Here is a 23,652-nt window from a genome sequence, read left to right as displayed (position 1 = left end):
TTCTCATTAGTACGATTCTTCTATTAACTAACCCTTCTAACACGAAAAAGCCACCTACCCAGTGGATTTTTTATTTTTTTTAAAATAATATATAAAATTACTATATCTTGATTCAATAATTATTATAGAAAAAATCAAATTTCTACAACGCTATTTTCAACAAGTGCTCGCTTTACTATTCTATCAGCTACTATAACATCTAGCGCAGCTGTACCTACCGTTTTAAAAATGGTAATATCATCTTCACTTTTTCTTCCTGATATATTTCCATTAATTAACTGTCCTAATTCACCATTAATATTATCGTTTTTTAGAAGATTTTTATTCATTGGCTGAATAATATCTCCAGCCTCAGCTAGCACTCCGTCCATCGTATCAAAATAGATTTCATCAGCATTAATCAAAGCTGAGGAAGGAATCTCACACATTTCTGGTGTATATGCTCCTACTCCGTTGATATGAACGCCTTTTTTTATTTTAGAACCATCAAAAGTGGCTTTTCTTGAAGTTGTAACCGTAGTAATAATATCAACCATTTCTGAAACATCATTAACGTTATCGACGCTTTCAAAAATTGTATTGAATTTATTTTTGAAGTTATTCCGAGCTTGGTCGCAAAAATCTTTTGCTCTAGATTTATCAATATCAAAAACATATACTTTTTCTAGATTTCTTACCGTTAGCATAGCCTCTAACTGCGCCATACCTTGACCACCCGTACCAATTAACAATGCTGTTTTAGCATCTTCATTTGATAATAATTCGGTTGCTAATCCTTGGAATGCCCCAGTTCTTAATTGTGTTAAATAGGTTCCATCCAAGATAGCCTTAACGATCCCTGTCTTTGGATCTAAAACTACCATTGTAGCGGGCACACTTGGCAAATCATGTTTTATGTTATCAGGATAAACTGAAACTATCTTCATTCCTAAAGCCGGATTTTCTCCACCAACATATCCCGGCATATAAAGACTTTGTCCATTATATTCAGGAATATCAATATTGGTTCTTAAAGGAATATTTGCTTCGCCTTTAGAATACCAGCTCAAGGCCTCTTTATCGGCATCAAGCGCCTCGCGCATTGAGAATACTTTCTTTATATCATCTTTTGTTAAATAAATCATAGCTAGATCTCCTCGGTTTTCTTGGCTTCTGTTTTATTTCCTAAATAAAGTGATACTGCTGAATATAATAGAACCAGCACAACAATCCATTGCAATACAGACGTATTTAAACTCTTTACTAAAAAGACGGCAATTAATACTCCGATAATTCCAAATACTGAAAACATTGTAATTTTTCTTGAATAATCATTTAGTTTAATAAATTGCATACTACCTATTGAAACTGAAAAAGTAGCTCCGCCCATCATAATAGGAAAAGCAGCAACCGGATTTAAACCCATTGCATAAACGGTAGCCATCGTTAAAGCATACGAACCGATTCCAATATTATTCAATGCTCCATAAGCGAACATCAAAATTCCTGTCAAAACTAATTTCCATCCATAAAGTTCTGTTGCCGTTCCATTTGATGGAATAATACCAAATTTACCACCCAAAATCAGCGCCGTCGCAACTAATAAACCAACTATCACAAAATTTCTAATAACTCTTTCCGATAATTTAACAACAAAACGTGGTCCAATATAAGCACCTACAACTTGACAAACTATACAAACTAATAAGGTCTTAATTCCTACAGAAATATTAGTAATATAAGCTAAGGACATGACAAACACCGGAATAACGCATTGAGTATTTAAAGTTCCTGGTAATTTTTTCATAGAAACCCATTTAGCCTTTGGATACAAGGCTGTCGAAATCGCAAAATCTGAAATACCAAACGTGGATAAAAAATAAATTACTATTTGTGAAATTGGCGTCCAAATATTACTAGCCGGTTCTTTCATAACTTCATCTTTATGTTTCCAAAGATCTTTACCTAACATAAAAATATAAATTAAATTAACGATAATGATCGCACCTAATAAAATAATTAGCATCATAATTCCCCGTTTCTAATCGAAGTAGATGTTTCGAACTCCCTCTAAATCGTTGCCAAATTTTTTCTGAGCTTCCGATTTCAACATTGATAAAGTTCTGAGATTATAAGCATCATGCAGAACATACTCTTGGGCTAAGAAAACCATAGAACTATTCTTGGTGGTAACTACTCCAGTATTTACTGATTTTTTTGGCGATTTTCCATAAGTTACTTCTTCGCCATCACTTACCAAATTAATCCATTTGCCACTAAATCGAATTATATTACCAAATTACCAAAAAAATTGAGTATCTTACTGGTATCCGGATATAATTAAATAAATCACTAATTAAGGAGGATACTTGTTATGGGTAAATTATCTATTAAAAGCAATGCTCTCAAATTGATCTTCTTTATTGTTCTGATTGAACTGTTAGGAATGCTATCCTCAGTCTTTGCTGGCAATATAAAATTAAAGTACAATGCCTTAAATCTGCCACCATTATCCCCGCCTGACTATTTATTTGGAATTGTCTGGCCCCTGCTCTATCTTATGATTGCTGTTGCTGGGTATATTATTATAATTTCTAATAAATCCCGCATAAAATTTTCATTTAATCCCACTTTATTATTCTGGCTACAGTTACTTTTAAATTTTATTTGGTCAATCGTATTCTTCAATCAATTTTATTTCATAGGATTGATAATTATTATCTTCTTAGATTTAATTGTACTTTTGTGCATTGTCGAATTTTACAAAGTTAGTAAATTGGCTAGTTATTTATTAATTCCATATATGCTTTGGATTTTATTTGCTACTTACTTAACTTTAGGAGTTGTGATTTTAAATTAATTTGAATAGCCCTTATTTATACTTGGTTAAAACGTGGAGATTGAAGGATTCCATCTTCCACTGCGCTAGGAATAGTCTGGAACGCCATGGACGTCGTTTGAAATCAATTGAAGTTCAAATTGTTTCCAAAACGAGTCTTATTCTAAGCCGGCAAAAATCGCCAGCTAAGAATAATTTCATGGCTGAGACTATCCTGGCTCCGTTCCAGATTGGTGTATTAATTGATATTATTAACCTTATGTTTGTAGCAACAATAAAATTTAAATCTATATAAAAATAGCTAATGACTATAATGCAAAAAGTCATTAACTATTTTCGTATTTAAATATTTGATTGGAATAATGTCAACTTCAAAAAGCAAGAAATACACGTCAAAACTATTTATGATTATCAAGATACTAAAAAATAGTTTCGCCAACCAAAACTCCCAGTTCAGTTAGAACAATCCCCTTACTACCCGAATTGTCAGTTATTTTGAAACAATAAAAAAAGCCAATTGAATGGAAATTAAAAAATAAATATTGTGATCCCGAAAATACCGTTTTTAAATCTATTAACAAAAAAATTCAACTGATACAAACTGCATTAAACGGATTAAGACACACTCTAGCCTCTTATTATTATTCAAAGGTGTTCCAGATTAAATATGTATCAGAACTTCTAAGGCAAAAAAATAGAACATCACCAGATGTTCTAAAATTAGCTATATAAGGTGAGTACAGGATTTGAACCTGCGCGCCCGCGTATAACGGGTTCGCCGGATTTCGAGTCCGGTGCATTACCACTCTGCCAACTCACCATAGATAAGACTTGAATCACTCAAGTCTATTTTAAATTAATATTGCATAAGAGTAAACATATCATACCCTTTTATTTTATCACGTCCGTGCAAATCAGTTAATTCAATCAAGAAGGCTGTACCGACAACGATACCACCTAATTTTTCAATCAACTTAATTGTTGCTGCCAAAGTACCGCCGGTTGCCATTAAATCGTCAACAACTAGAACTTTTTGACCTGGTTTAATAGCATCTTTTTGCATATATAATGATGCTTGACCATACTCAAGATCATATGAAACTGATACTGTTTCTCGAGGCAACTTACCTTTTTTACGGGCAGGCGCAAAACCAATTCCCATATTATATGCGACTGGACATCCAACAATAAAACCACGTGCTTCGGGTCCTGCAATCATTTCTGCACCACGGCTCTTAGCATATTCAACAATCTTATCGGTTGCCGCAGCATATGCTTTACCATCAGCCATTAATGGTGAAATATCTCGAAATAGTACACCAGGTTCTGGAAAATCTTGAACATTAGCAACATATTTCTTAAAATCAATATCCATTTTTTAAATTCCCCATTCAACCTAACAGTGGCAATCGTAATCACTCATCCAGGATAAAAGATCGTCAAAGTTGGATTCAATTAATATTTTTTCAACATCATTGCGTTGTAATCTCTTCAAATAAGTCGGAGATTCTGCCAACTCACGTTGTTGTGAAGCATTAGCTTTTTCAACAAAACCATTTACTATTTTAACAAAATTTAACTCAAAAAACACTTTTAAATAGAAATCAACGTCAGTTTTTTGCAAATTTAAGTAATTTGCTACCAAATCCATGCCATCTTCAGTGATATTTTGATGCGTATAAAGATATTTCAACAAGGTTTTCATCTTTTCCATATCAGGTTTAAGATATCTTGCTGTCAAATCAGTATGGAAAAAAAGTGCCGTATGTTGAGTTCTATTCTCTTTAATAAAATTCTTAAATAATTCAATATCGTGAGGTCGATCATAGATTAGAATATTATTTCCATCGCATTCTTCATCGTAACGAATCAATTTAGCTTTCACATTGGATCGCTTAGCTGCTTGATAATATGTTTCGTTAAAGAAGACAATATCATCAAAATGATTCATGATCTCGGTTGAAAGTCGCTTATCACGATAATCGAGATAAATCTTCTTTAAGCTTTCAATCTTTGCTGCCTGTGGTGAAATTTGAAAATCATCTAGCATTAATTGTAAATTTTTACGCCCTGCCCATTCGTTAATACCAAGTTCACCATACACATCACAAATCTCTGGATTAAGGCTACGGGCTTTTTCAAACATTCCAAAACCAATCGCATCGATTTGATAACCTTGATTAGCTACCATAGTTTTCAAGTGAGAACCATCTTTACCGATCGACTTAACTTGTGTTAAAGCTACATTTTTTAACTTAATAACTGGCTTAGGATTACCCATTCCAAACGGAGCTAATTGTCGAATTTGTTTAATTAAATCAAGATTTAGATTAGCGATTGTTAAGTCCAAATCATACTTTTTAACGACCGGTGCATGGGGATCGAATCCTTGTTCAGCTGGTTCTGCTTGCAACAACTCGGTCAATTTATCCAATTGCTCTTCCTCAATTGAAAATCCACAGGCTTGAGCATGTCCTCCAAAAGCAGTAAATAAGTCGCGATGCTTATCTAAAGCTGTGAATAAGTTAAATCCTTCTGGGCTTCTACCTGAGCCCTTCATTACGCCGCTATTCTCATCAAATTGAGTTGCCAATACCGGTTTATTCTCTTGATCCATTGTCCGACTGGCTACAATCCCTAAAATGCCTTGATGCCATCCATTGCCTTTTAAAACAATTACTCCGTTATCTTTTTGGGCGACAATTTGTGTTTGGGCATCCGCAAAAGCTTCAGCAACCAACTCTTGACGACGTGAGTTAATTTCCTCGGTTTCATCAACAATTTCCTTAGCAAATGAGGCATCCCCAGTGGTTAACAATTCCACGCCAGAAGAAGCATTTTCCAAACGACCTAAAGCATTGATTCTAGGTGCAACTTTAAAGGCAATTTCTTCTTCATCAAGACCACTTAATTTCACTTTGCATTTTTTAAGCAAAGCACTCAGACCAACATGATGATCTTGTTTCATCTGTTTTAAACCTTCAGTTACAATCACTCGATTTTCGCCTTTGAGAGCCACAGAATCAGCAATTGTTCCAATAGCAGCCAAATCAATCAAATCCATTGCCTCGTCGCCTAATAAAGCGTCAGCTATCTTAAAGGCTACACCAGCACCTGATAAATAAGGACAAATATACTCAGAACCAGGAATCGTCGGATGCACGATAGCATCGGCTTCTGGCAATTCCGCAGGTAAATCATGGTGATCTGTAACGATAACTTTAATACCGCGGTCCTTCATATACTTAATTTGTTCTTTACCACTAACACCATTATCAACTGTAATCAGTAGATCAATACCCTGGTCCGCTAAAAACTTATAGCGATCCAAATTAGGCCCATAGCCATCTTTAAAACGATCTGGAATATAGAAAATTGGTTTGTTGCCCAATTTTTGTAAAGTTAATTTCATGATTGAAGTACTTGTTACGCCATCAGCATCATAATCGCCATAAATTGCGATCTTAGCGTCAGACTCAACCGCCTCGTCAATCAACTCTAAGGCTTTATCCATATCATGCAAGCCAAAAGGATCTTGCAATTCTTTAGCATCGCTATGCAAGAAAGTTTCAATTTCAGCTGGATCAGTTAACCCTCGTTCTAAAAGCAACTCAGCAACAATTGGACTAAGATGCTTTTCCTCAGCAAATTTATTTATCTCTTCTTTTGTGGGATTACTTCGCTTTTCCCAATTTATTAATGTCAATCCATCACCTACTAACAATTAGTTAATTATATCAATTATCAAACATAAAAAAAAAGCCTTGAAATATCATTTGCAAATACATTTCAAAACTTTTTAAGGAATCATTAAGAAAAGACTGCTAGAGTACCTTTATTGGCCGGCTGACTGCTGACTAATGAACCCTGCAAAGCCCAACGGTTAGTACCACCGTCAGCACAAGTGATCAATGTTAAAATACTTTGACCTTTAACATCATCAAGCAGATAAACTGCTGTTGGCGGAACAATTTTCTTAAAGTAAATCTTGTATGTATAAACTCGTTTCATATCGGTAATATATGCCATATCACCTATTTGAGCATTTTCTAAGGGTGAAAATAATGCACCTTGGTTAGTCATATAATGACCAGCTAAAGCATAATTAGATTTTCCCATTTCCTCATCCTTTTTCATCGTGCCACCACCGGTTGAAAGAGCATTGTCACTCAAACCAACGACAATTGGCAAGCGCAAATTAACTGAAGGTACAGCCATCTTACCGATTACGGCAGCGTCATTCTTAACTGACGCTTGAGCTACCTGGGAAGCTGAAATAGGTTTTACTTTATTAAAATCAAATTGTCCTGACTTCTTAGCATTTTCCTGAGCCTTCTTGGCGGTTAACGTTGTTAAGTTTCTTTGAGAAATACGTTTAACAGCATATTCTTTGATCGGCTGATTAAAAATCAATACTAATGCTACTAGAAGCAGCAGGACTGTTCCAAAAATTGAAAAGAATTTCTTCATTTTTTTCATTCCATTTCAATGAATTTACAATATAAACTAATCTTAAAACAACTACCGTTAAAAGTTAAGTTTTTAATTTATTGTACAGTTTTACTAGTTTTACTAAAATTAATACTATATAAATAAGCTATAATGTAATTATAAATCAATCTGGAGGTAATTTTATGAGCATTCTTGTTTTAGGTGGGGCCGGTTATATCGGTTCACATACGGTCGATCATTTGTGTGAACAAGGTTATGATGTAATCGTGGCAGACAACCTTTCTACAGGTCACGTCCAAGCTATCAATCACAAAGCCAAATTCTATCAAGGTGATGTCCGTGATAAAGAATTTTTGATTAAATTATTCCAAAATGAAAACATTACTGATGTTATTCACTTTGCTGCTTTCTCAATCGTTCCAGAATCGATGAAAGATCCTTTAAAGTATTTTGATAATAATACTTCAGGAATGATTTCTTTGCTACAAGTCATGCATAACTTTGGAACTAAGCATATCGTCTTCTCTTCCACTGCAGCGACTTATGGCGAACCTAAACATATTCCAATTAAAGAAACTGATCCTACTGTTCCAACTAATCCCTATGGTGAAAGCAAGCTAGCCATGGAAAAAATCATGCATTGGTGTGATGTCGCCTATGGTATCAAGTTTGTCGCTTTAAGATACTTTAATGTTGGAGGTGCTAAATCTGATGGTTCAATTGGTGAGGATCACAATCCTGAAACCCACTTAATTCCAGTTGTTTTACAAGTTGCAGCTGGTCAACGCGACGAATTAACTATCTTCGGTGATGATTACGATACTAAAGACGGTACTAACGTTCGTGACTATGTCCATGTTGAAGATCTAGCTGAAGCTCATCGTTTAGCTATGGAATATTTACGTGCTGGACATGACAGTGATGTCTTCAATCTTGGCTCATCCAATGGCTTCTCTAACAAGGAAATTCTTGAAGCAGCTCGTAAAGCTACCGGCAAAGAAATTCCTGCCAAAATTGGTCCACGTCGTGCCGGCGATCCTAGTACTTTGATTGCTGACTCAACTAAGGCTAGAACTGTTCTCAAGTGGAGCCCTAAATATGATGACGTCGAAAAAGTTATCAGTGATGCTTGGAACTTCAAGTCAAAACATTTAAACGGTTATGAAGACTAATAATCTTTAATAAAAATAGCAGTTAGTATCAAGACAGATACTGGCTGCCATTTTTATTTGAAATTAACTAAAAACTCAAAATTTAAATTTATACTATCATACTTGATTTTTACCAAAAAATGAAATCTTTTGGACTATTAAAATCCGTTATATTAAGCAGTGTTTTTATAATATAATTAATTAGAATATTATCATATTACGTAAAATTATTTTATGAACTAGAACATCTTACTCCTGGTAATGAAAAATCCCATGATATTTTATCATGAGATTTTTTCATATTTTAAATCAAATATTCTAAATCACTAGCTGCAGTAGGATAGGCAAATATTTCTTTTTCAATATCTTGATGCGTCATCTTTTGTTTAATTGCCAATGTTAAAAGATTAATAAAGCTATCAGCTTCGTTACTCAAAACTGTTGCCCCGATAATTTCTGACTTTTCATTAAGTACTATCCTAATTTTAGCCTTATTTTCATTAGTATGACTATAAGTGAACCAACTAGTTACATCCTGGTTTATGACTTTAACACCTGTTTGTACCCCGACTTTAGCCAATTTAGGACTACCATAAACTACAGTAGGAATTAAAGGATAAACAATTGCTTGAGTAGTTTTTCCTAAAATAACATCACTGACATAACTTGCTTCAAAGCCGCCAACTGGTGTCAATTTAGGCTGCTTAGTATCAACGACATCGCCAATGGCATAAATTTTACTATTAGTGGACTGTAACTTGTCGTTTACTTGAATTCCGTGGCGAGAATACTTCACATCAGCCTTTTCCAAATCTAAGAAATCAGTATTAGCAATTCTACCAGTAGCACCAATAACCAAATCAGTTGTCAATTCAAAATCTGTGCCTCTAAGAAGGTATTGGCCATTCGATTGTTGTTCAATTTCTTTAGTATCAACATTGAAGTTAAAATCAACACCCTTATTTTCTAGCTGTTTGACTAATTCCATAGCATACTCTTGGTCAAATTCTTTTAAAGGATGATCATTATGATGAATAATATGAACTTTTGCCCCAGTTGCGTTAGCAATTGTAGCCAATTCAAAAGCAATGTACCCCGCTCCGATAATTGTTATATCCTTGGGCATTTTTTTTAATGAAAGAAAATCAGTACTTGAAAGCAAATGTTCTTTACCCTCAATGTTCAAATAGCTTGGGCGTTGTCCTGTAGCAATAATAAATTTGTCAGCCTGATAATGATCCTGCCCATTAACCACAATCTCATTGTCTGAAACAAATTTTGGCTGACCATCAATCGCAGTAATCCCGCCTTTAACTATTCCATCCCGACTGTTTTTGGAAACTGGATCAGTAAATTTTTCTTTAAAGCTTTCTAGTTCTTTCCAATTAACGTAAGGCACCTCATCAAAACCTTTACCTTGCAATTGAACCATCCGGTCACGGGCTTCTACGCCACTCAAAAGAACTTTTTTAGGGTCACAGCCACGGTTAGGGCATGTTCCACCCCAGAGATTATTTTCAACAACAGCTACTTTCTGATTATTGCTTTTAAGATTATAGGCTGCAGCCAACCCTGCTGGACCAGCTCCTATAATGATCGTATCAAATTTTTCCATGTCAAAATCCCTCCAAATAAAAAAAGCGTTTATAATGCAATGACTAATTACATTATAAACACTTATTTAGTTTTTACCGTCTTCTTTGCCTCGATTAAGATCTAAGACTGACATGAAGGCTTCTTGTGGTACAGACACCTTACCAACTTCCTTCATTCGTTTCTTACCAGCCTTTTGTTTGTTCAACAGCTTATCTCGACGAGTTCTATCACCACCATACAACTTAGCAGTAACATCCTTTCGATAAGCCTTAACATTTGAACGCGCTACGATCTTATTGCCAATAGCTGCCTGAATTGGAATTTCAAACATTTGTCTTGGAATAACTTCTTTCAAGCGAGCAACAATATCACGTCCTCGTTTTTGAGCAAAGTCTTTATGAACAATAAAGCTCAAAGCATCAACTGATTCGCCATTAAGCAAAATATCCATTTTAACTAATTCACTTGGTTCATAATCATCGACGTCATAATCAAGTGATGCATAACCTTTAGTATTAGACTTTAGATCATCAAAGAAATCAAAGATAATTTCCAACAATGGCAGTTTATAAACTACATTGACTCGATATTTATCCAAATAATCCATGGTTACAAATTCCCCACGCTTACGCTGACAAAGCTCCATTACTGGACCCACATAGTCTTCAGGAACCATAATTTCCGCTCTCACAAACGGTTCACGTATTTCTTTAATGTCAGCTGCATCAGGTAATTCTGCTGGATTATCAACAATTATTTCCTCACCATCAGTCTTAGTCACATGATAGTCAACGGATGGTGACGTAGTAATTAGGTCAAGGTCAAAATCACGTTCCAACCGTTCTTGAACGACATCCATATGCAACAGTCCTAGGAACCCGACACGGAATCCAAATCCTAAAGCCTGAGAAGTCTCAGGTTCGTATTCCAAAGCCGCATCGTTAAGTTGCAACTTATCCAAAGCTTCATGCAAATCTTCATACTTAGCATTATCAACTGGATAAAGTCCAGCATAAACCATTGGTGTACTCTTGCGATAACCCGTTAAAGGTTCATCAGTTGGATTATCAGCCAATGTGACTGTATCACCAACTTGAGTATCCTTAACTGTCTTAATGACCGCAGTAATATAGCCAACATCCCCAGCCATCAGATAATCACGTTTAACCGCCTTAGGAGACATTACACCAACTTCAGTAACTTCAAAGGTCTTCTTGTTACTCATCAATTCAATTGTGTCTCCGACCTTTACAACGCCTTCTCGAACACGTACATCTAAAACAACGCCACGATAACTATCGTACACAGAATCAAAAATCAATGCTTTAAGTGGTTTATCCAAATCTCCTTCTGGAGCGGGAACATCAGAAACAATTCTTTCCAATAATTCATCAACACCTATCCCAGTTTTAGCACTCATTAAAACTGAGGATTCTGCATCAATTCCGATTGTTTCTTCAATTTCCTCTTTTACCTTATCTGGTTCAGCTGAAGGTAAATCAATCTTATTAATAACCGGAACAATTTCCAAGTCATTATCAATTGCTAAGTAAGCATTAGCTAATGTTTGAGCTTCGACACCTTGAGCAGCATCCACTACCAACAAGGCCCCCTCACAAGCAGCCAAAGACCGTGAAACTTCATAAGAGAAGTCTACGTGTCCTGGAGTATCAATCAAATGAAAGATGTAAGTCTCCCCATCTTTTGCTTCATATTCAAGTTCTACCGCATTTAACTTAATAGTAATTCCACGTTCACGTTCCAGATCCATATCATCCAAGATCTGTGCTTTCATCTCACGTTTTGAAATTGTTTTAGTTCTTTCCAAAATTCGATCAGCAATCGTTGATTTACCATGATCGATATGCGCTACGATAGAAAAATTACGAATTCTTTTTTGTCTTTCTTTTAACTTATCGAGATCTAAATCCATAAATTATTCCCTTCTATCAGAAAATTATCATTCTTTCTATTTTACACTATTCTACACCGATGTTCTAGCTAACAAAATTCTGCAAAAAATTTAAGATTCTAATTAAATTTCAGTTTTTACTCAAGACCGATGTAGTCTAATTTTGCCATCCTCCACAACAAGAAAATTGGACTGAAACGCAGCGGGCACGACTTTTTCTAAATTTAATTAGTCCTACTAAAAAAATGATAATGAAATTATTTTATTAACTATGTAACCAAACCACTAGGAATATAATCAACACTTAAGAACTTAAATATATTATACATTCCAGTTAACAAAAAACTAGATGGAGGGACCCGGGGAAATCAATATGGACCTCAGCTGTGAAATTGTCCTCGGCAATTTATTGCTTAGGACAAGACCGAGCTTGAAGATAATTGCGAACTTCAATTGACTTCAAGTCGTGTCCACAGCGTTCCAGCGTCCATATTGGTTTTCCCTCCAGGTCCCGGAATCGGCAGTGAGCCACAAACCATAATATTTCATCAAAAAAATCGTTTCTAACTCCTATTTGAAGTTAAAAACGATTTTTTAAACTTATTCGCCTTTAAAGGCATCTCTTACTTTATTGAAAAAGTTACTATCTTTTTCTTTGACTTTGTCGCCACCAGCTTCGGCAAATTGTTTCAAAGCATTACGCTGTTCATTAGATAACTTACGAGGTGTAACAATATTAACTGTTACCTTTTCATCACCGATACTCTTACTATTCAAAACTGGAGCACCTTTACCACGTAATCTAAATGTTGTTCCTGTCTGAGTACCACTTGGGATATTCAATTCTACAGGTCCATGTACAGTATTAACTTTGATTTTATCGCCTAATGTAGCTTGTGGGAAACTGATGTTGACTGATGCATAAATTGTTGATCCGTCACGTCTAAACTCCTTGCTTGGAGCAACGTGAAAGACGATGTACAAATCACCATAAGGTCCACCGTTAGTTCCGGCTTCACCTTGGCCATCCAAACGCATTTGTTGTCCATCTTCTACACCAGCTGGTACAGTAACCTTAAGTTCATGCTTCTCATTGATCTTACCTGAACCATGACATGTAGGGCACTTTTCTTTAATTTCCTTACCGGTACCATTGCAGACATCACAAACAACTCTTGTACGCATACGGCCAAGTGGAGTTTGGCGATCAACTTCAACATAACCTGAACCATGACACTTCGAACATGTTTCTGGATGAGTTCCGGGTTTAGCACCTGAACCATCACAAGTTGAACATTCTTCTTCACGGTTATAGGAAATATTAGTTTTCTTACCAAAAACTCCTTCTTCAAAAGTTAGATCCATTCGATACTGAAGATCGGAACCTTGTCTGGGAGCGTTAGGATTTTGACGAGCGGCACCGCCGCCACCAAAGAATTGACTAAAGATATCTTCGAAGCCACCGAACTGATCAGAACCAGCTCCGCCTCCGAAGCCGCCAAATCCACCTTGTCCACCATTCATGCCGGCAGAACCATATTGATCATATTGTGCACGTTTTTGCGGATCTTTTAATATTTCGTAGGCTGCATTTACTTCCTTAAATTTCTCTTCAGCATCAGGAGCTTTGTTCAAGTCCGGATGATACTTCTTAGAAAGTTTACGGAATGCCTTTCTTATATCGTCATCAGAAGCGTTTTTGTCAACGCCAAGTACGTCATATGGATTTTTATCTGCCATTAAATCACCTTTATGTAACAGGACAAAATCGTCCTATTTCTTTTTAACGCTCAAAAGAGCAGTTATTGTTATCACTATACCATTAAGGTTTTAGTAATTAAACCACTGCTCTTTATCACAATTATTTCTTATCTTTATCAGGATCTACTTCTGAAAAGTCGCCATCAACAGTATTGTCGTCGCCTGACTTCTTATCATCAGTTGAGCCTGTACCAGTAGCACCTTCGCCACCAGCTTGTTGTTGTGCTTGTTGAGCTTGTTGATAAAGTTTTACAGAAAGATCTTGAACGATCTTGTTCAAATCGTCACGTTTCTTCTTCATATCTTCAAGATCACCAGAGTCTTGAGCCTTCTTCAAAGCATCACGAGCATCTTGAGCTTTCTTGATTTCATCATCAGAAACTTTGCCTTTAACGTCTTTTAAAGTCTTATCTGTTGCAAACAATGTTTGTTCAACATCATTCTTAACATCAACCTCTTCCTTACGTTTGTTATCTTCCTCTTCGTGTTCCTTAGCTTCCTTCATCATCTTATCAATTTCTTCATCACTTAAACCGGATGAACTCTTGATAGTGATCTTTTGTTCCTTGTTAGTACCCATATCTTTAGCAGAAACATTTACGATACCGTTCTTATCAATATCAAATGTAACTTGGATTTGAGGTACTCCACGAGGTGCAGCAGGAATATCTGTCAATTGGAAACGACCCAAAGTCTTATTATCAGCAGCCATTGAACGTTCGCCTTGAAGAACATGGATATCAACAGCACTTTGGTTATCAGCAGCAGTTGAAAATACTTGTGATTTACTTGTTGGAATAGTTGTATTTCTATCAATCAACTTAGTAAATACTCCACCCATTGTTTCAATACCTAATGACAATGGTGTAACATCAAGCAAAACAACGTCCTTAACATCACCAGAGATAACACCACCTTGAATAGCAGCACCAAGAGCTACGGCTTCATCAGGGTTAATTGAGTGATCTGGGGCTTTGCCAGTCCACTTAGCAACAGCATCTTGAACAGCAGGAATACGTGTTGAACCACCATTTAAGATAACTTTGTCAATATCAGAATTTGTTAAATTAGCATCTTTCAAAGCGTTGTCAACTGGGATCTTTGTTCTTTCAACAAGATCGGCTGTCAATTCATCAAATTTAGCACGTGTCAATGTTTCTTCCAAGTGAAGAGGACCATTAGCACCAGATGAAATAAATGGAAGACTAATTGATGTTTGAGCAACACCTGATAAGTCTTTCTTAGCTTTTTCAGCAGCATCCTTTAATCTTTGAAGGGCCATCTTGTCTTGTGACAAATCAACGCCATTCTTAGCCTTAAATTGTTCTACTAACCAGTCGATGATCTTTTGATCAAAATCATCACCACCAAGATGTGTATCACCATTTGTTGAAAGTACTTCGAAGACACCGTCACCTAATTGAAGAACAGAAACATCAAATGTACCACCACCAAGGTCATAAACAAGGATCTTTTCATCACCCTTATCATTATCAAGACCATAAGCAAGTGCTGAAGCTGTTGGTTCGTTAACGATACGTTGAACGTTTAAACCAGCAATCTTACCAGCATCTTTAGTAGCTTGTCTTTGTGAATCATTGAAGTATGCAGGAACTGTAACAACGGCATCTGTAACTTCTTCACCTAAGTAATCTTCAGAAAACTTCTTAATATGTTGCAAAATGAAAGCTGAAATTTCTTGTGGTGTATATGATTTGCCGGCTACATTAACCTTGTAACCTGCTTCACCCATGTGACGCTTAATTGATGAAACTGTATCAGGGTTTGTAATTGCTTGTCTCTTAGCAACTTCACCAACTTGAATTTCACCATCTTTGAAAGCAACAACTGAAGGAGTTGTTCTTGCACCTTCTGGATTAGTAATAATCTTTGGAGAGCCACCTTCAAGAACGGCTACAGCAGAGTTTGTAGTACCTAAATCAATACCAATAACTTTAGACATAAACCTAAACCTCTTTTTTTAATTTTTAATTTATTATTTACTTTTTTATTGAGCAACAACAACCATTGCTGGACGAAGAACACGATCTTCTAACTTATAACCCTTTTGCAATACTTGAACTACTGTATCTTTTTCATGCTTATCATCAGCAGGTACAGTTTGAACGGCTTGACTAAAAGTTGGATCAAACTTTTCACCAACATTATCAATTGCAGTTACATGATTATTTTCTAACGCCTTTACCATGTGCTGTTGAACCATCTCAATACCCTTTTTCAGTTGTTTGCTAGCATCATCGTCAGCTTCAACACTCAAGGCACGTTCAAGATTATCTATTACGGGTAGAATCTCAGTTGCTAATTTTTGACCATCGTATTTAAGAATACCGGCTACTTCTTTACTATGACGTTTATTCATATTTTGAAGCTCAGCTTGTGTTCTCAAAAGATTGTCAGAAATTTCTTCGTTCTTAGCTTTCAGATCCTTGATTTCTTGATCTTTGGGATCAATCTTAGCATCCTTTTTAGCTGATTTTTCATCAGCATTCTTATCAGTCTTTTGAGCTGCCTCTTTAGCAGTCTTCAAATCTTGATCTTTTTCTTTATCTGCCATTACTTCCTCCTAAATTTCAAGAATCATCATACCTTGAATAATAATCAATCAGTCTTTTTGCCAATTCAACTCTGAACTCACCTAACAAACCAATCAATTGTGAATAATGCATTGTCGTTGGACCAAGTAAGGCAATAACGCCCTTACCATGATGTCCTATGTCATAATTAGCAGTAATAATACTGTAATTCTTTAATGCATCCGTTCCAAGTTCACTACCCAATCGAACTTTGATGTCATCATCGGTAATGCTTGGATCAATTAATTTTCTCAAATCAGTACTCTGGTTGATTATTGAAAATAATGATTGTACTTGTGATAAATCATTATTATTAGCATAATTCAAAAGATTCAATTGACCGTCGACGTAATACTTCTCGGAACTAGCTTTTTTAAATAGCTGATCCATCATATCTAACAAACCATCGGTTGAATACATATATTCGGAAAGAATTGCTGGCACATCGCTATGCAACATCTTAATAACCCTTGGTAAAGGTTGTCCGACTAATTTATCATTTACAATATTTACAATTTTTTCAATCATAGAAGTATCAAAATCATCGTCGACTGTATAAATATTATTCTCGACATTATTATCACTAGTGACAATAATTGCCATAAGTTGATGCGAGTTCAGAGGGACAATTCTAAATCCAGTCAATAAAATTGAATTGCTCTCAGGACCCAAAGTGATTGCTGTGTAACTTGTTAAATGAGATAAAATTTTGGCTGACTGTTCGATAATATCATCAATCTGATGATAAGTTTTACCGAAATCATCATCAATTCTTTGTGCAATATCTTGTGGCACACTAGTTGGTTGTACCAGATGATCAAGATAATAACGATATCCCATTGCTGAAGGAATTCTACCCGAAGAAAGATGAGTTTTTTCAAGGTAACCAACTTCTTCAAGCATTGCCATTTCATTTCTGATTGTCGCAGAACTTACATGAAAAGGTAGTTCATTCATCAATGTCTTCGAACCAACCGGCTGGCCGGTATCTGTAAATATGCGCACGACTTCTCTCAAGATTGCATCTTGACGTTGTGATAGCATTATACCGTCCTCCTTTTTAGCACTATTCATACCTGAGTGCTAACAATGTAAAATATAACAATCTATCCTATTAGTGTCAAGTATGCACGCTCATTTTTTGAAATTATTTCTATAATTTTCAAATATCTTTTACTTATAAAAAATACGCACTTGAATATGTCCTAAAACAAACATAATTCAGTACGTATTTAATTATTTCAAAGCTAATAAGGAGTTTTCCTTATCTAGCTTTAACTGTTTGACTAACCCATCTGCATCATCAAATTTAACTTCGCCACGCAAATATTTTACCCATTCTAATTGCACCTTTTGACCATAAATATCCTGATCAAAGTCAAAGATATTGGTTTCAATTGTTACACCAGTATTCTCTTTGAAGGTGACATTGTAACCAACTGATGTCATTGCTTTGTACCACTTATTTCCAACCTTAATTCTAGTTGCATAGACGCCAATTGAAGGAATTAATTGATTGCCATCAACTGATAGATTTGCCGTCGGATATCCCAAAGTACGTCCACGTTGCAATCCATGAATAACTACGCCTTGATTTTGATAAATATAGCCTAAAAATTTATTGGCCTCTTCAATCTTTCCGTGAGTAATAAAATCTTTAATCGCTGATGAACCGATTTTTTGATCGTCAATAATTTGTTCAGGAACCATCACTGTTGTAAATTGTTCCCGAGAATAATTGGGTAAAGTTGCCATATTAGCGATATCTTTTTTCCCATAAGTATAGTCAAAACCAGCCACGACATATTTGGCTTGCAAATTAATCATGTACTGGTCGACAAATTCTTGTGGTTTAAGTTTAGCGAATGAATCACTGAATTCTACAAAATAAAGATAATCAATTCCTAAAGCCTCTAATAATTCAGCCTTACGTTCATTGGTTGATAAATATTTAAAATCTTCCTCATGTTGATAAACCGTCCGTGGCGAACGATCAAAAGTTAGCAAGACTGACTTTAAATTATGCTTTTTGGCCAAATTCACGCCCGTCTTAATTACTTTTTGATGCCCCAAATGAACGCCGTCAAAGAAACCCATGATTAAAACTGTATCAGTCTGTGGTCGTTGTTCATTGAGTAGCGGATGCTTTACATTTATAATCTGCATTTTTACTCTCTTCTACTTATTATTCAATAACATTAAATCAGGAATCCACATATCTCTTACCTTATCATACTTGTAAAGTGCCTTCGTGGTCCCTGAACGCATTACTCGTAGCAGTTTAGTTTTATCGGCTATAGGTAAATCTAAGAAACCACCGTGAAAAACTCGTACTTCCCATTCTTCGTCAGTCAATTCATGAGCTGGAACATCTTTCAACACATCATCGATTGATTTCAAAAAACTCAAATCATTTTGATCTAACATCGTTTCAATTTGACCAATCGTAAAGGTTTCTCCGATAGCAAAGCCTGCACTTTTCACACGAGTTAATTGCGACATAAAAGCTGGTAGATCTAACATTCTGCCAAATTCCACTGCCAACGTTCTAACATAAGTTCCCTTTGAACATTTGACATGAAAGCGAATTGTCTGATAGCCAGTTGCTTCATCAAACACTGGCTCACCTAAGATATGAAAATCATAAATATGAATAGTTCGTTCAGGACGTTCTACCTCAATCCCAGCACGAGCATATTCATATAGCTTTTTACCATTGACCCTAACTGCCGAAAACATAGGGGGAATTTGAGTAATATCACCTGTCATTTGTTGAAAGACTTGATTCAAATCTTCAACAGCAATCGGTTGACTTAGCTTCTTTTCTTCAACAGTATCCCCCTCGCAATCTTCGGTCGTTGTAGATCTGCCTAATGTGATCTCACCCTCATACTCTTTAGGAGAGCCTGTAAGAGTGTTTACTAACTTAGTAGCTTGTCCCACACAGATGGGTAAAACTCCGTCTACCAATGGGTCTAATGTCCCTGTGTGGCCAATTTTTCTAGTATGTAACACTTTTCTTAATTTATAAACATAATCTGAACTAGTTTGTCCAATTTCTTTATTTAATGGAATTACTCCGTCCATAATAATCTCCGTCTCATCATAATATCATCAATAATTTTACTAGTCTTCTTAAACAAGATAAAGATATACTTCGGTAAAATATTGAATTACTTCAATCCTAAAAAAGAACCATAAAATCCCTTTGATGATGGATTTCATGGCTCTTTAAATTTTTCGACTTATTAACGATTGGCTTCATCTTGATGTAGCTTAGCAATCAATTTATCAATCTTTTCGCCATAGCGAACTGATTGATCTTGCTTAAATTCCAATTCAGGCACTTTATATAAAGTTAATTTTTGTCCTAATTCTCGGCGAATAAGGCCAGTTGCCTTATCTAAACCATCTTGTGTCTTCTCAGCATCACTAGCTTTTTCAGATAAAATGCTGTAGTAAATCGTTGCTTGTTGTAAATCGCCTGTCATTTCAACACCTGTTACAGTGACACCTTGTACTCTAGGGTCACGAACACGTTTTAAAAGAATTTCATTAACTTCTTTTTGAATTTCTTGTTCAACACGACCAATACGATGTTTTACCATGTTGTACCTCCATTGTTAATCCCATTATTTTTAAAAACTATTTCTAGTTTTACTTGCTATCTTTTTATTCATCACTGTTTGATTATATCACATCTGTCTTTAAATCTATTTATTCAAAAGCCGGTTTTATCTAGGTAATTATTGAAATAATAAAATGCGATAAAAAAAAATAAAGCCATATGTTTTTTTCAAACACCATGACTTTATTTTTTGCTTTATTTAACTGGAACTTCTTCCATAATGTAAGCTTCGACTTCATCGCCAATCTTAATATCGTTGTAGTTTTCGATTGTGATACCACATTCGAATCCTGAACCAACTTCCTTAACATCGTCTTTGAATCGTTTAAGCGAAGCAAGCTTACCTTCGGTGATAACAATACCATCTCTAATAAGTCTTACGCCACTATCACGTTGAATCTTACCACTGTTGACGTAGCATCCGGCAATTGTACCAATCTTAGAAACATTGTATGTTTCACGGACAGTTAAGTTACCAATAACTTTTTCTTGATATACTGGTTCGAGCATACCCTTCATAGCTGATTCTACTTCATCAATAGCCTTGTAAATAACTCTATGTAGACGAATATCAACATTTTCATCTTTAGCTTGAATCTTAGCTTGAGCTGTTGGACGTACATTAAATCCAATAATGATAGCATTACTTGCTGCAGCAAGGTTAACATCACTTTCAGTAATAGCACCAACGGCTTGATGAATAATATTTACACGTACGCCTTCAACATCGATCTTCTTCAAACTTCCGGCAATGGCTTCAGCAGAACCTTGAACATCGGCCTTAATAATAACGTCGACTTGTTTAAGTTCTCCTTCTTTCATTGTTTCGAATAAGTTATCAAGCGTTACAGGGTTAGTATTTTGACGTTCCTTTTGAAGGGCACGACTAGCACGCTCCTCACCGGCTGCACGGGCTGTCTTTTCATCATTGAAGACAACGAATTTATCAGCAGATTCAGGAACATCGTTTAGACCTGTAACTTCGACTGGTTCTGAAGGTAGAGCATTTTCAATTTCTTTACCAGTATAATTTGTCATTGTTCTGACACGACCGAAGGTGTTACCAACAACAATTGGATCACCAACGTGCAATGTACCTTGTTGTACCAATAGTGATGCAACAGGTCCACGGCCCTTATCCAACTTAGCTTCAATAACAGTACCAATAGCTTTTTGCTTAGGATTTGCTTTCAATTCCAAAACATCAGCTTCTAGTAAAATCATTTCCAACAATTCATCGATGTTTGTACCGACTTTAGCAGAAATATTAACAAAGATAGTGTCCCCACCATAACTTTCAGGAACAAGATCATACTTCATCAATTCTTCTGTTACGTGTTGTGGATTAGCACCCGGCTTATCGATCTTATTGATAGCTACAATGATAGGGTCATTTGCGGCCTTAGCATGGTTAATAGCTTCAATAGTTTGTGGCATAACACCATCATCAGCTGCAACAACTAGTATAACGATATCAGTAATATCAGCACCACGAGCACGCATATTTGTAAAGGCAGCATGTCCTGGAGTATCCAAGAATGTAATTAAACGATCCTTTAGACGTACTTGATAAGCACCAATATGTTGTGTAATACCACCAGCTTCACCGGCAGTAACATGAGTATGTCTCAAGTGGTCAAGCAAGGTTGTCTTACCATGATCAACGTGTCCCATGATAGTTACAACTGGTGGACGTGTAACAAGATTTTCAGTTGTATTAACTTCGGCATCAAAGTACTTGTCAATATCGGCAACATCTTCTTGAACCTTTTCTTCCGCCTTAATACCATAATCTTCGGCTAACAATTCAATAGTATCTTTATCCAATGACTTGTTTTGGTTGATCATAATACCAAGCATAAACAACTTCTTAACAATTTCAGCTGGTTCTCTATGAATCAACTTACCAACATCTTGAGCATTCATACCCACTGTATAAACCAGTGTTTCTGGCAATGGACGATCTTTTCTTTGTGGCATTGGCTTTCTAGGTTCGGTACGTTGACGTTGTTGACGTTTACGTTCCTTCTTCTTCTTACGACTACCAAATGGATTAGCAAGATTAGTTCTATGACCAAAGTCACGATTATTATTCGTTGGTTTTGACTTCTTGTATTCTGGCTTTGGAATATTTGTATTAGCTACAGTTGACTTTGGAGTTTCCTTAGCCTTAGCAGCTGTATTATTAGGTCTATTTTGGTTATTGTTACGGTTGTTATTAGTATTGCTATTGCGGTTATTAGAATTATGGTTGTTGTTATTGTTTCTATTAAAGCGGTTTTGGTTTTCACTAGTGTTGCTACCATTACCGTTAGGACGGTGATTATTATTTCTACGAGTACTATCACTATTATTGTGATTATTAGGACGACTGTTATTATTTCTAGTTGGATGACTAGGAATATGGCTAGCATCTTGAATATTTGTCTTAAATTGATCTAGATACTTGTTACCAGCACTTTGTCTTGGACGTGGTGCTTGACCTTGTACTGTAGAATGATCACGTCGATTATTGTTGTTACGATTACGGTTATCACGATTTTGTGGATTACGATTATTCGTACGGTTGTTATTAGTACGATTGTTGTTATCACGAGATTGTGAATTACGGTTATCGTTTCTATTGTTGCTTGGTCTGTTATTACTATTATTTCTATTAGCATTTGTAGTATTAGCAGAATTACCATTGGTATTGGCTGTATTGCCATTAGTATTTGGACGATGGTAGTTATTATTGCTGTTTGGACGATTACTGTTGGATGTGTGATTGTTGTTGCGATGGTCAAAATGACCCTTACCCTTATTAGCATCTCTTCTTACAGCAGTAATCTTAATCTTAGTTTTATGATCGCCTGAATTATGATTACTACCTTCGTGCTTTTCACCAGAGTTAGCTGATACAGACTTATGTTGTGGAGCTGGCTTAGTTGCTGGTTTTGCAGCAGGCTTGCCACCGTTTAAGCTACCCACAATTTTTTTCTCTGTTGTTTCATCTACTGATGACATATGGTTCTTAACATCAATACCTAATTTTGCGGCGGCATCGAGTACTACTTGATTCTCAACACTATTTTCTTTTGCAATAGTATAAATTCTTTTTTTGACCATCCTATCACTCTCCTTAATTGTCCATAATTTCTTTTAACCTTTTAGCAAATCCGAGATCTGTTATTCCCATAACTTTTCTGTCTTTTCCAATAGCCGTTTTTAATTCACCACTACTTACCGTATCTACCACAGGTACATTATAATAACTTGCTTTATTGTGCAAATCTTTTTTTGTCCGGGGACTACAGTCAGAAGCCATAATTACTAATTTAACTTCACCATTACGAATACCGTTAATAGTTAATTCAGTTCCACTAATAATCTTTCCAGCTCTAACTGCAATACCTAAAAAATTTAAAAAATTTTTCATTAGTGTTTCTTTCCTAAATCTCCGAAAAGATCCATTCGTGCTTTTTGATGATCGACAAAGTTAAACAATTCATCATAAAAGTCTGCTGGTACTGAATGCGAAAATACTTTTTCCAAAGACTTCTTTGCTTTCGCATCTTTAACGGCTGCTGGTTCTAGACCCACATAAGCACCGCGTCCAGGTTTCTTTCCGGTAGGATCGATTGAAATATTGCCTTCTTTATCTTTGACAATTCTTACCATTTCCCTTTTGGGATACATCTTATCTGTCAAAATATCTTTACGCATTGGTATCTTACGAGTTGCCAAATCCATCACCCCTT

The 23,652-nt window shown here is 35.8% G+C and carries 20 protein-coding genes and 1 tRNA gene; 2 read left to right on the top strand and 19 right to left on the bottom strand.

Going from position 1 to position 23,652, the window contains the following annotated elements:
• Positions 1-134: 134 nt before the first annotated feature.
• From FD26_RS02195 to FD26_RS02185, 3 genes are read right to left on the bottom strand one after another with little or no spacing between them, the layout of a single operon-like run.
• Positions 135-1,124, bottom strand: coding sequence for an ornithine cyclodeaminase family protein (locus tag FD26_RS02195; protein ID WP_057866802.1), 990 nt, complete (start codon positions 1,122-1,124; stop codon positions 135-137).
• Positions 1,125-1,126: 2 nt separating this feature from the next.
• Positions 1,127-2,005 (bottom strand): sulfite exporter TauE/SafE family protein, encoded by an 879-nt coding sequence (locus FD26_RS02190; RefSeq protein WP_103429319.1) that lies wholly within the window; start codon positions 2,003-2,005, stop codon positions 1,127-1,129.
• Between the two features lie 15 nt (positions 2,006-2,020).
• Positions 2,021-2,239, bottom strand: a complete 219-nt coding sequence (locus FD26_RS02185; protein WP_057866800.1) for a phospholipase D-like domain-containing protein — start codon at positions 2,237-2,239, stop codon at positions 2,021-2,023.
• A gap of 114 nt (positions 2,240-2,353) precedes the next feature.
• On the opposite strand from FD26_RS02185, the gene FD26_RS02180 reads away from it, so the two are divergent.
• Positions 2,354-2,839 carry a TspO/MBR family protein gene (locus tag FD26_RS02180; protein WP_057866799.1) on the top strand — a complete coding sequence of 162 codons (486 nt, stop codon included), beginning with the start codon at positions 2,354-2,356 and terminating at the stop codon, positions 2,837-2,839.
• Between the two features lie 710 nt (positions 2,840-3,549).
• On the opposite strand, the gene FD26_RS02175 is transcribed toward FD26_RS02180, so the two are convergent.
• The 4 genes from FD26_RS02175 to FD26_RS02160 form a co-directional block, all read right to left on the bottom strand.
• Positions 3,550-3,638: transfer RNA gene (locus FD26_RS02175), tRNA-Ser, on the bottom strand.
• Between the two features lie 36 nt (positions 3,639-3,674).
• Entirely contained in the window at positions 3,675-4,193 is a 519-nt protein-coding gene (locus FD26_RS02170; protein ID WP_057866798.1) for an adenine phosphoribosyltransferase, read from the bottom strand.
• 21 nt (positions 4,194-4,214) lie between these two features.
• On the bottom strand, positions 4,215-6,524 hold the full coding sequence (recJ, locus tag FD26_RS02165; RefSeq protein WP_057866797.1) for a single-stranded-DNA-specific exonuclease RecJ: 2,310 nt from the start codon (positions 6,522-6,524) through the stop codon (positions 4,215-4,217).
• A 104-nt stretch (positions 6,525-6,628) separates the two neighbouring features.
• Positions 6,629-7,288 (bottom strand): class A sortase, encoded by a 660-nt coding sequence (locus FD26_RS02160; protein ID WP_103429318.1) that lies wholly within the window; start codon positions 7,286-7,288, stop codon positions 6,629-6,631.
• A 164-nt stretch (positions 7,289-7,452) separates the two neighbouring features.
• Here FD26_RS02160 and galE point away from each other — a divergent pair, with 164 nt between their 5' ends.
• Complete coding sequence (gene galE, locus FD26_RS02155) at positions 7,453-8,442, top strand: UDP-glucose 4-epimerase GalE (RefSeq protein WP_057866795.1); 990 nt, start codon at positions 7,453-7,455, stop codon at positions 8,440-8,442.
• A gap of 283 nt (positions 8,443-8,725) precedes the next feature.
• Here galE and FD26_RS02150 read toward each other — a convergent pair whose 3' ends face one another.
• The 12 genes from FD26_RS02150 to rnpM all read right to left on the bottom strand — a co-directional run bounded on the left by FD26_RS02150 (position 8,726) and on the right by rnpM (position 23,638).
• Positions 8,726-10,036 carry a dihydrolipoyl dehydrogenase family protein gene (locus tag FD26_RS02150; RefSeq protein ID WP_057866794.1) on the bottom strand — a complete coding sequence of 437 codons (1,311 nt, stop codon included), beginning with the start codon at positions 10,034-10,036 and terminating at the stop codon, positions 8,726-8,728.
• A 66-nt stretch (positions 10,037-10,102) separates the two neighbouring features.
• Positions 10,103-11,950 carry a translation elongation factor 4 gene (gene lepA, locus FD26_RS02145; RefSeq protein WP_057866793.1) on the bottom strand — a complete coding sequence of 616 codons (1,848 nt, stop codon included), beginning with the start codon at positions 11,948-11,950 and terminating at the stop codon, positions 10,103-10,105.
• A gap of 579 nt (positions 11,951-12,529) precedes the next feature.
• Positions 12,530-13,669: a molecular chaperone DnaJ gene (gene dnaJ, locus FD26_RS02140; protein WP_057866792.1), complete on the bottom strand. Its 1,140-nt coding sequence runs from the start codon at positions 13,667-13,669 to the stop codon at positions 12,530-12,532.
• Between the two features lie 121 nt (positions 13,670-13,790).
• The gene (gene dnaK / locus FD26_RS02135) at positions 13,791-15,653 is read right to left on the bottom strand and encodes a molecular chaperone DnaK (RefSeq protein ID WP_057866791.1); all 1,863 of its coding nucleotides are present in this window, start codon (positions 15,651-15,653) and stop codon (positions 13,791-13,793) included.
• Positions 15,654-15,698: 45 nt separating this feature from the next.
• Entirely contained in the window at positions 15,699-16,265 is a 567-nt protein-coding gene (gene grpE / locus FD26_RS02130; protein WP_057866790.1) for a nucleotide exchange factor GrpE, read from the bottom strand.
• A gap of 16 nt (positions 16,266-16,281) precedes the next feature.
• The gene (hrcA, locus tag FD26_RS02125; RefSeq protein ID WP_057866789.1) at positions 16,282-17,328 is read right to left on the bottom strand and encodes a heat-inducible transcriptional repressor HrcA; all 1,047 of its coding nucleotides are present in this window, start codon (positions 17,326-17,328) and stop codon (positions 16,282-16,284) included.
• A 192-nt stretch (positions 17,329-17,520) separates the two neighbouring features.
• Complete coding sequence (locus FD26_RS02120; protein ID WP_057866788.1) at positions 17,521-18,450, bottom strand: bifunctional riboflavin kinase/FAD synthetase; 930 nt, start codon at positions 18,448-18,450, stop codon at positions 17,521-17,523.
• A gap of 12 nt (positions 18,451-18,462) precedes the next feature.
• Positions 18,463-19,371: a tRNA pseudouridine(55) synthase TruB gene (truB, locus tag FD26_RS02115; protein WP_057866787.1), complete on the bottom strand. Its 909-nt coding sequence runs from the start codon at positions 19,369-19,371 to the stop codon at positions 18,463-18,465.
• Positions 19,372-19,532: 161 nt separating this feature from the next.
• On the bottom strand, positions 19,533-19,892 hold the full coding sequence (gene rbfA / locus FD26_RS02110) for a 30S ribosome-binding factor RbfA (protein WP_057866786.1): 360 nt from the start codon (positions 19,890-19,892) through the stop codon (positions 19,533-19,535).
• Positions 19,893-20,107: 215 nt separating this feature from the next.
• On the bottom strand, positions 20,108-23,020 hold the full coding sequence (gene infB / locus FD26_RS02105) for a translation initiation factor IF-2 (RefSeq protein WP_057866785.1): 2,913 nt from the start codon (positions 23,018-23,020) through the stop codon (positions 20,108-20,110).
• A gap of 13 nt (positions 23,021-23,033) precedes the next feature.
• Complete coding sequence (locus tag FD26_RS02100) at positions 23,034-23,330, bottom strand: L7Ae/L30e/S12e/Gadd45 family ribosomal protein (RefSeq protein WP_057866784.1); 297 nt, start codon at positions 23,328-23,330, stop codon at positions 23,034-23,036.
• Complete coding sequence (gene rnpM, locus FD26_RS02095; RefSeq protein WP_186809283.1) at positions 23,330-23,638, bottom strand: RNase P modulator RnpM; 309 nt, start codon at positions 23,636-23,638, stop codon at positions 23,330-23,332. Before rnpM ends, FD26_RS02100 begins: the two co-directional genes overlap by 1 nt.
• Between the last annotated feature and the right edge of the window lie 14 nt (positions 23,639-23,652).

The organism is Companilactobacillus crustorum JCM 15951 (genome assembly GCF_001434585.1).
GTDB lineage: Bacteria > Bacillota > Bacilli > Lactobacillales > Lactobacillaceae > Companilactobacillus > Companilactobacillus crustorum.
This window is presented reverse-complemented; position numbering and strand designations above follow the sequence as displayed.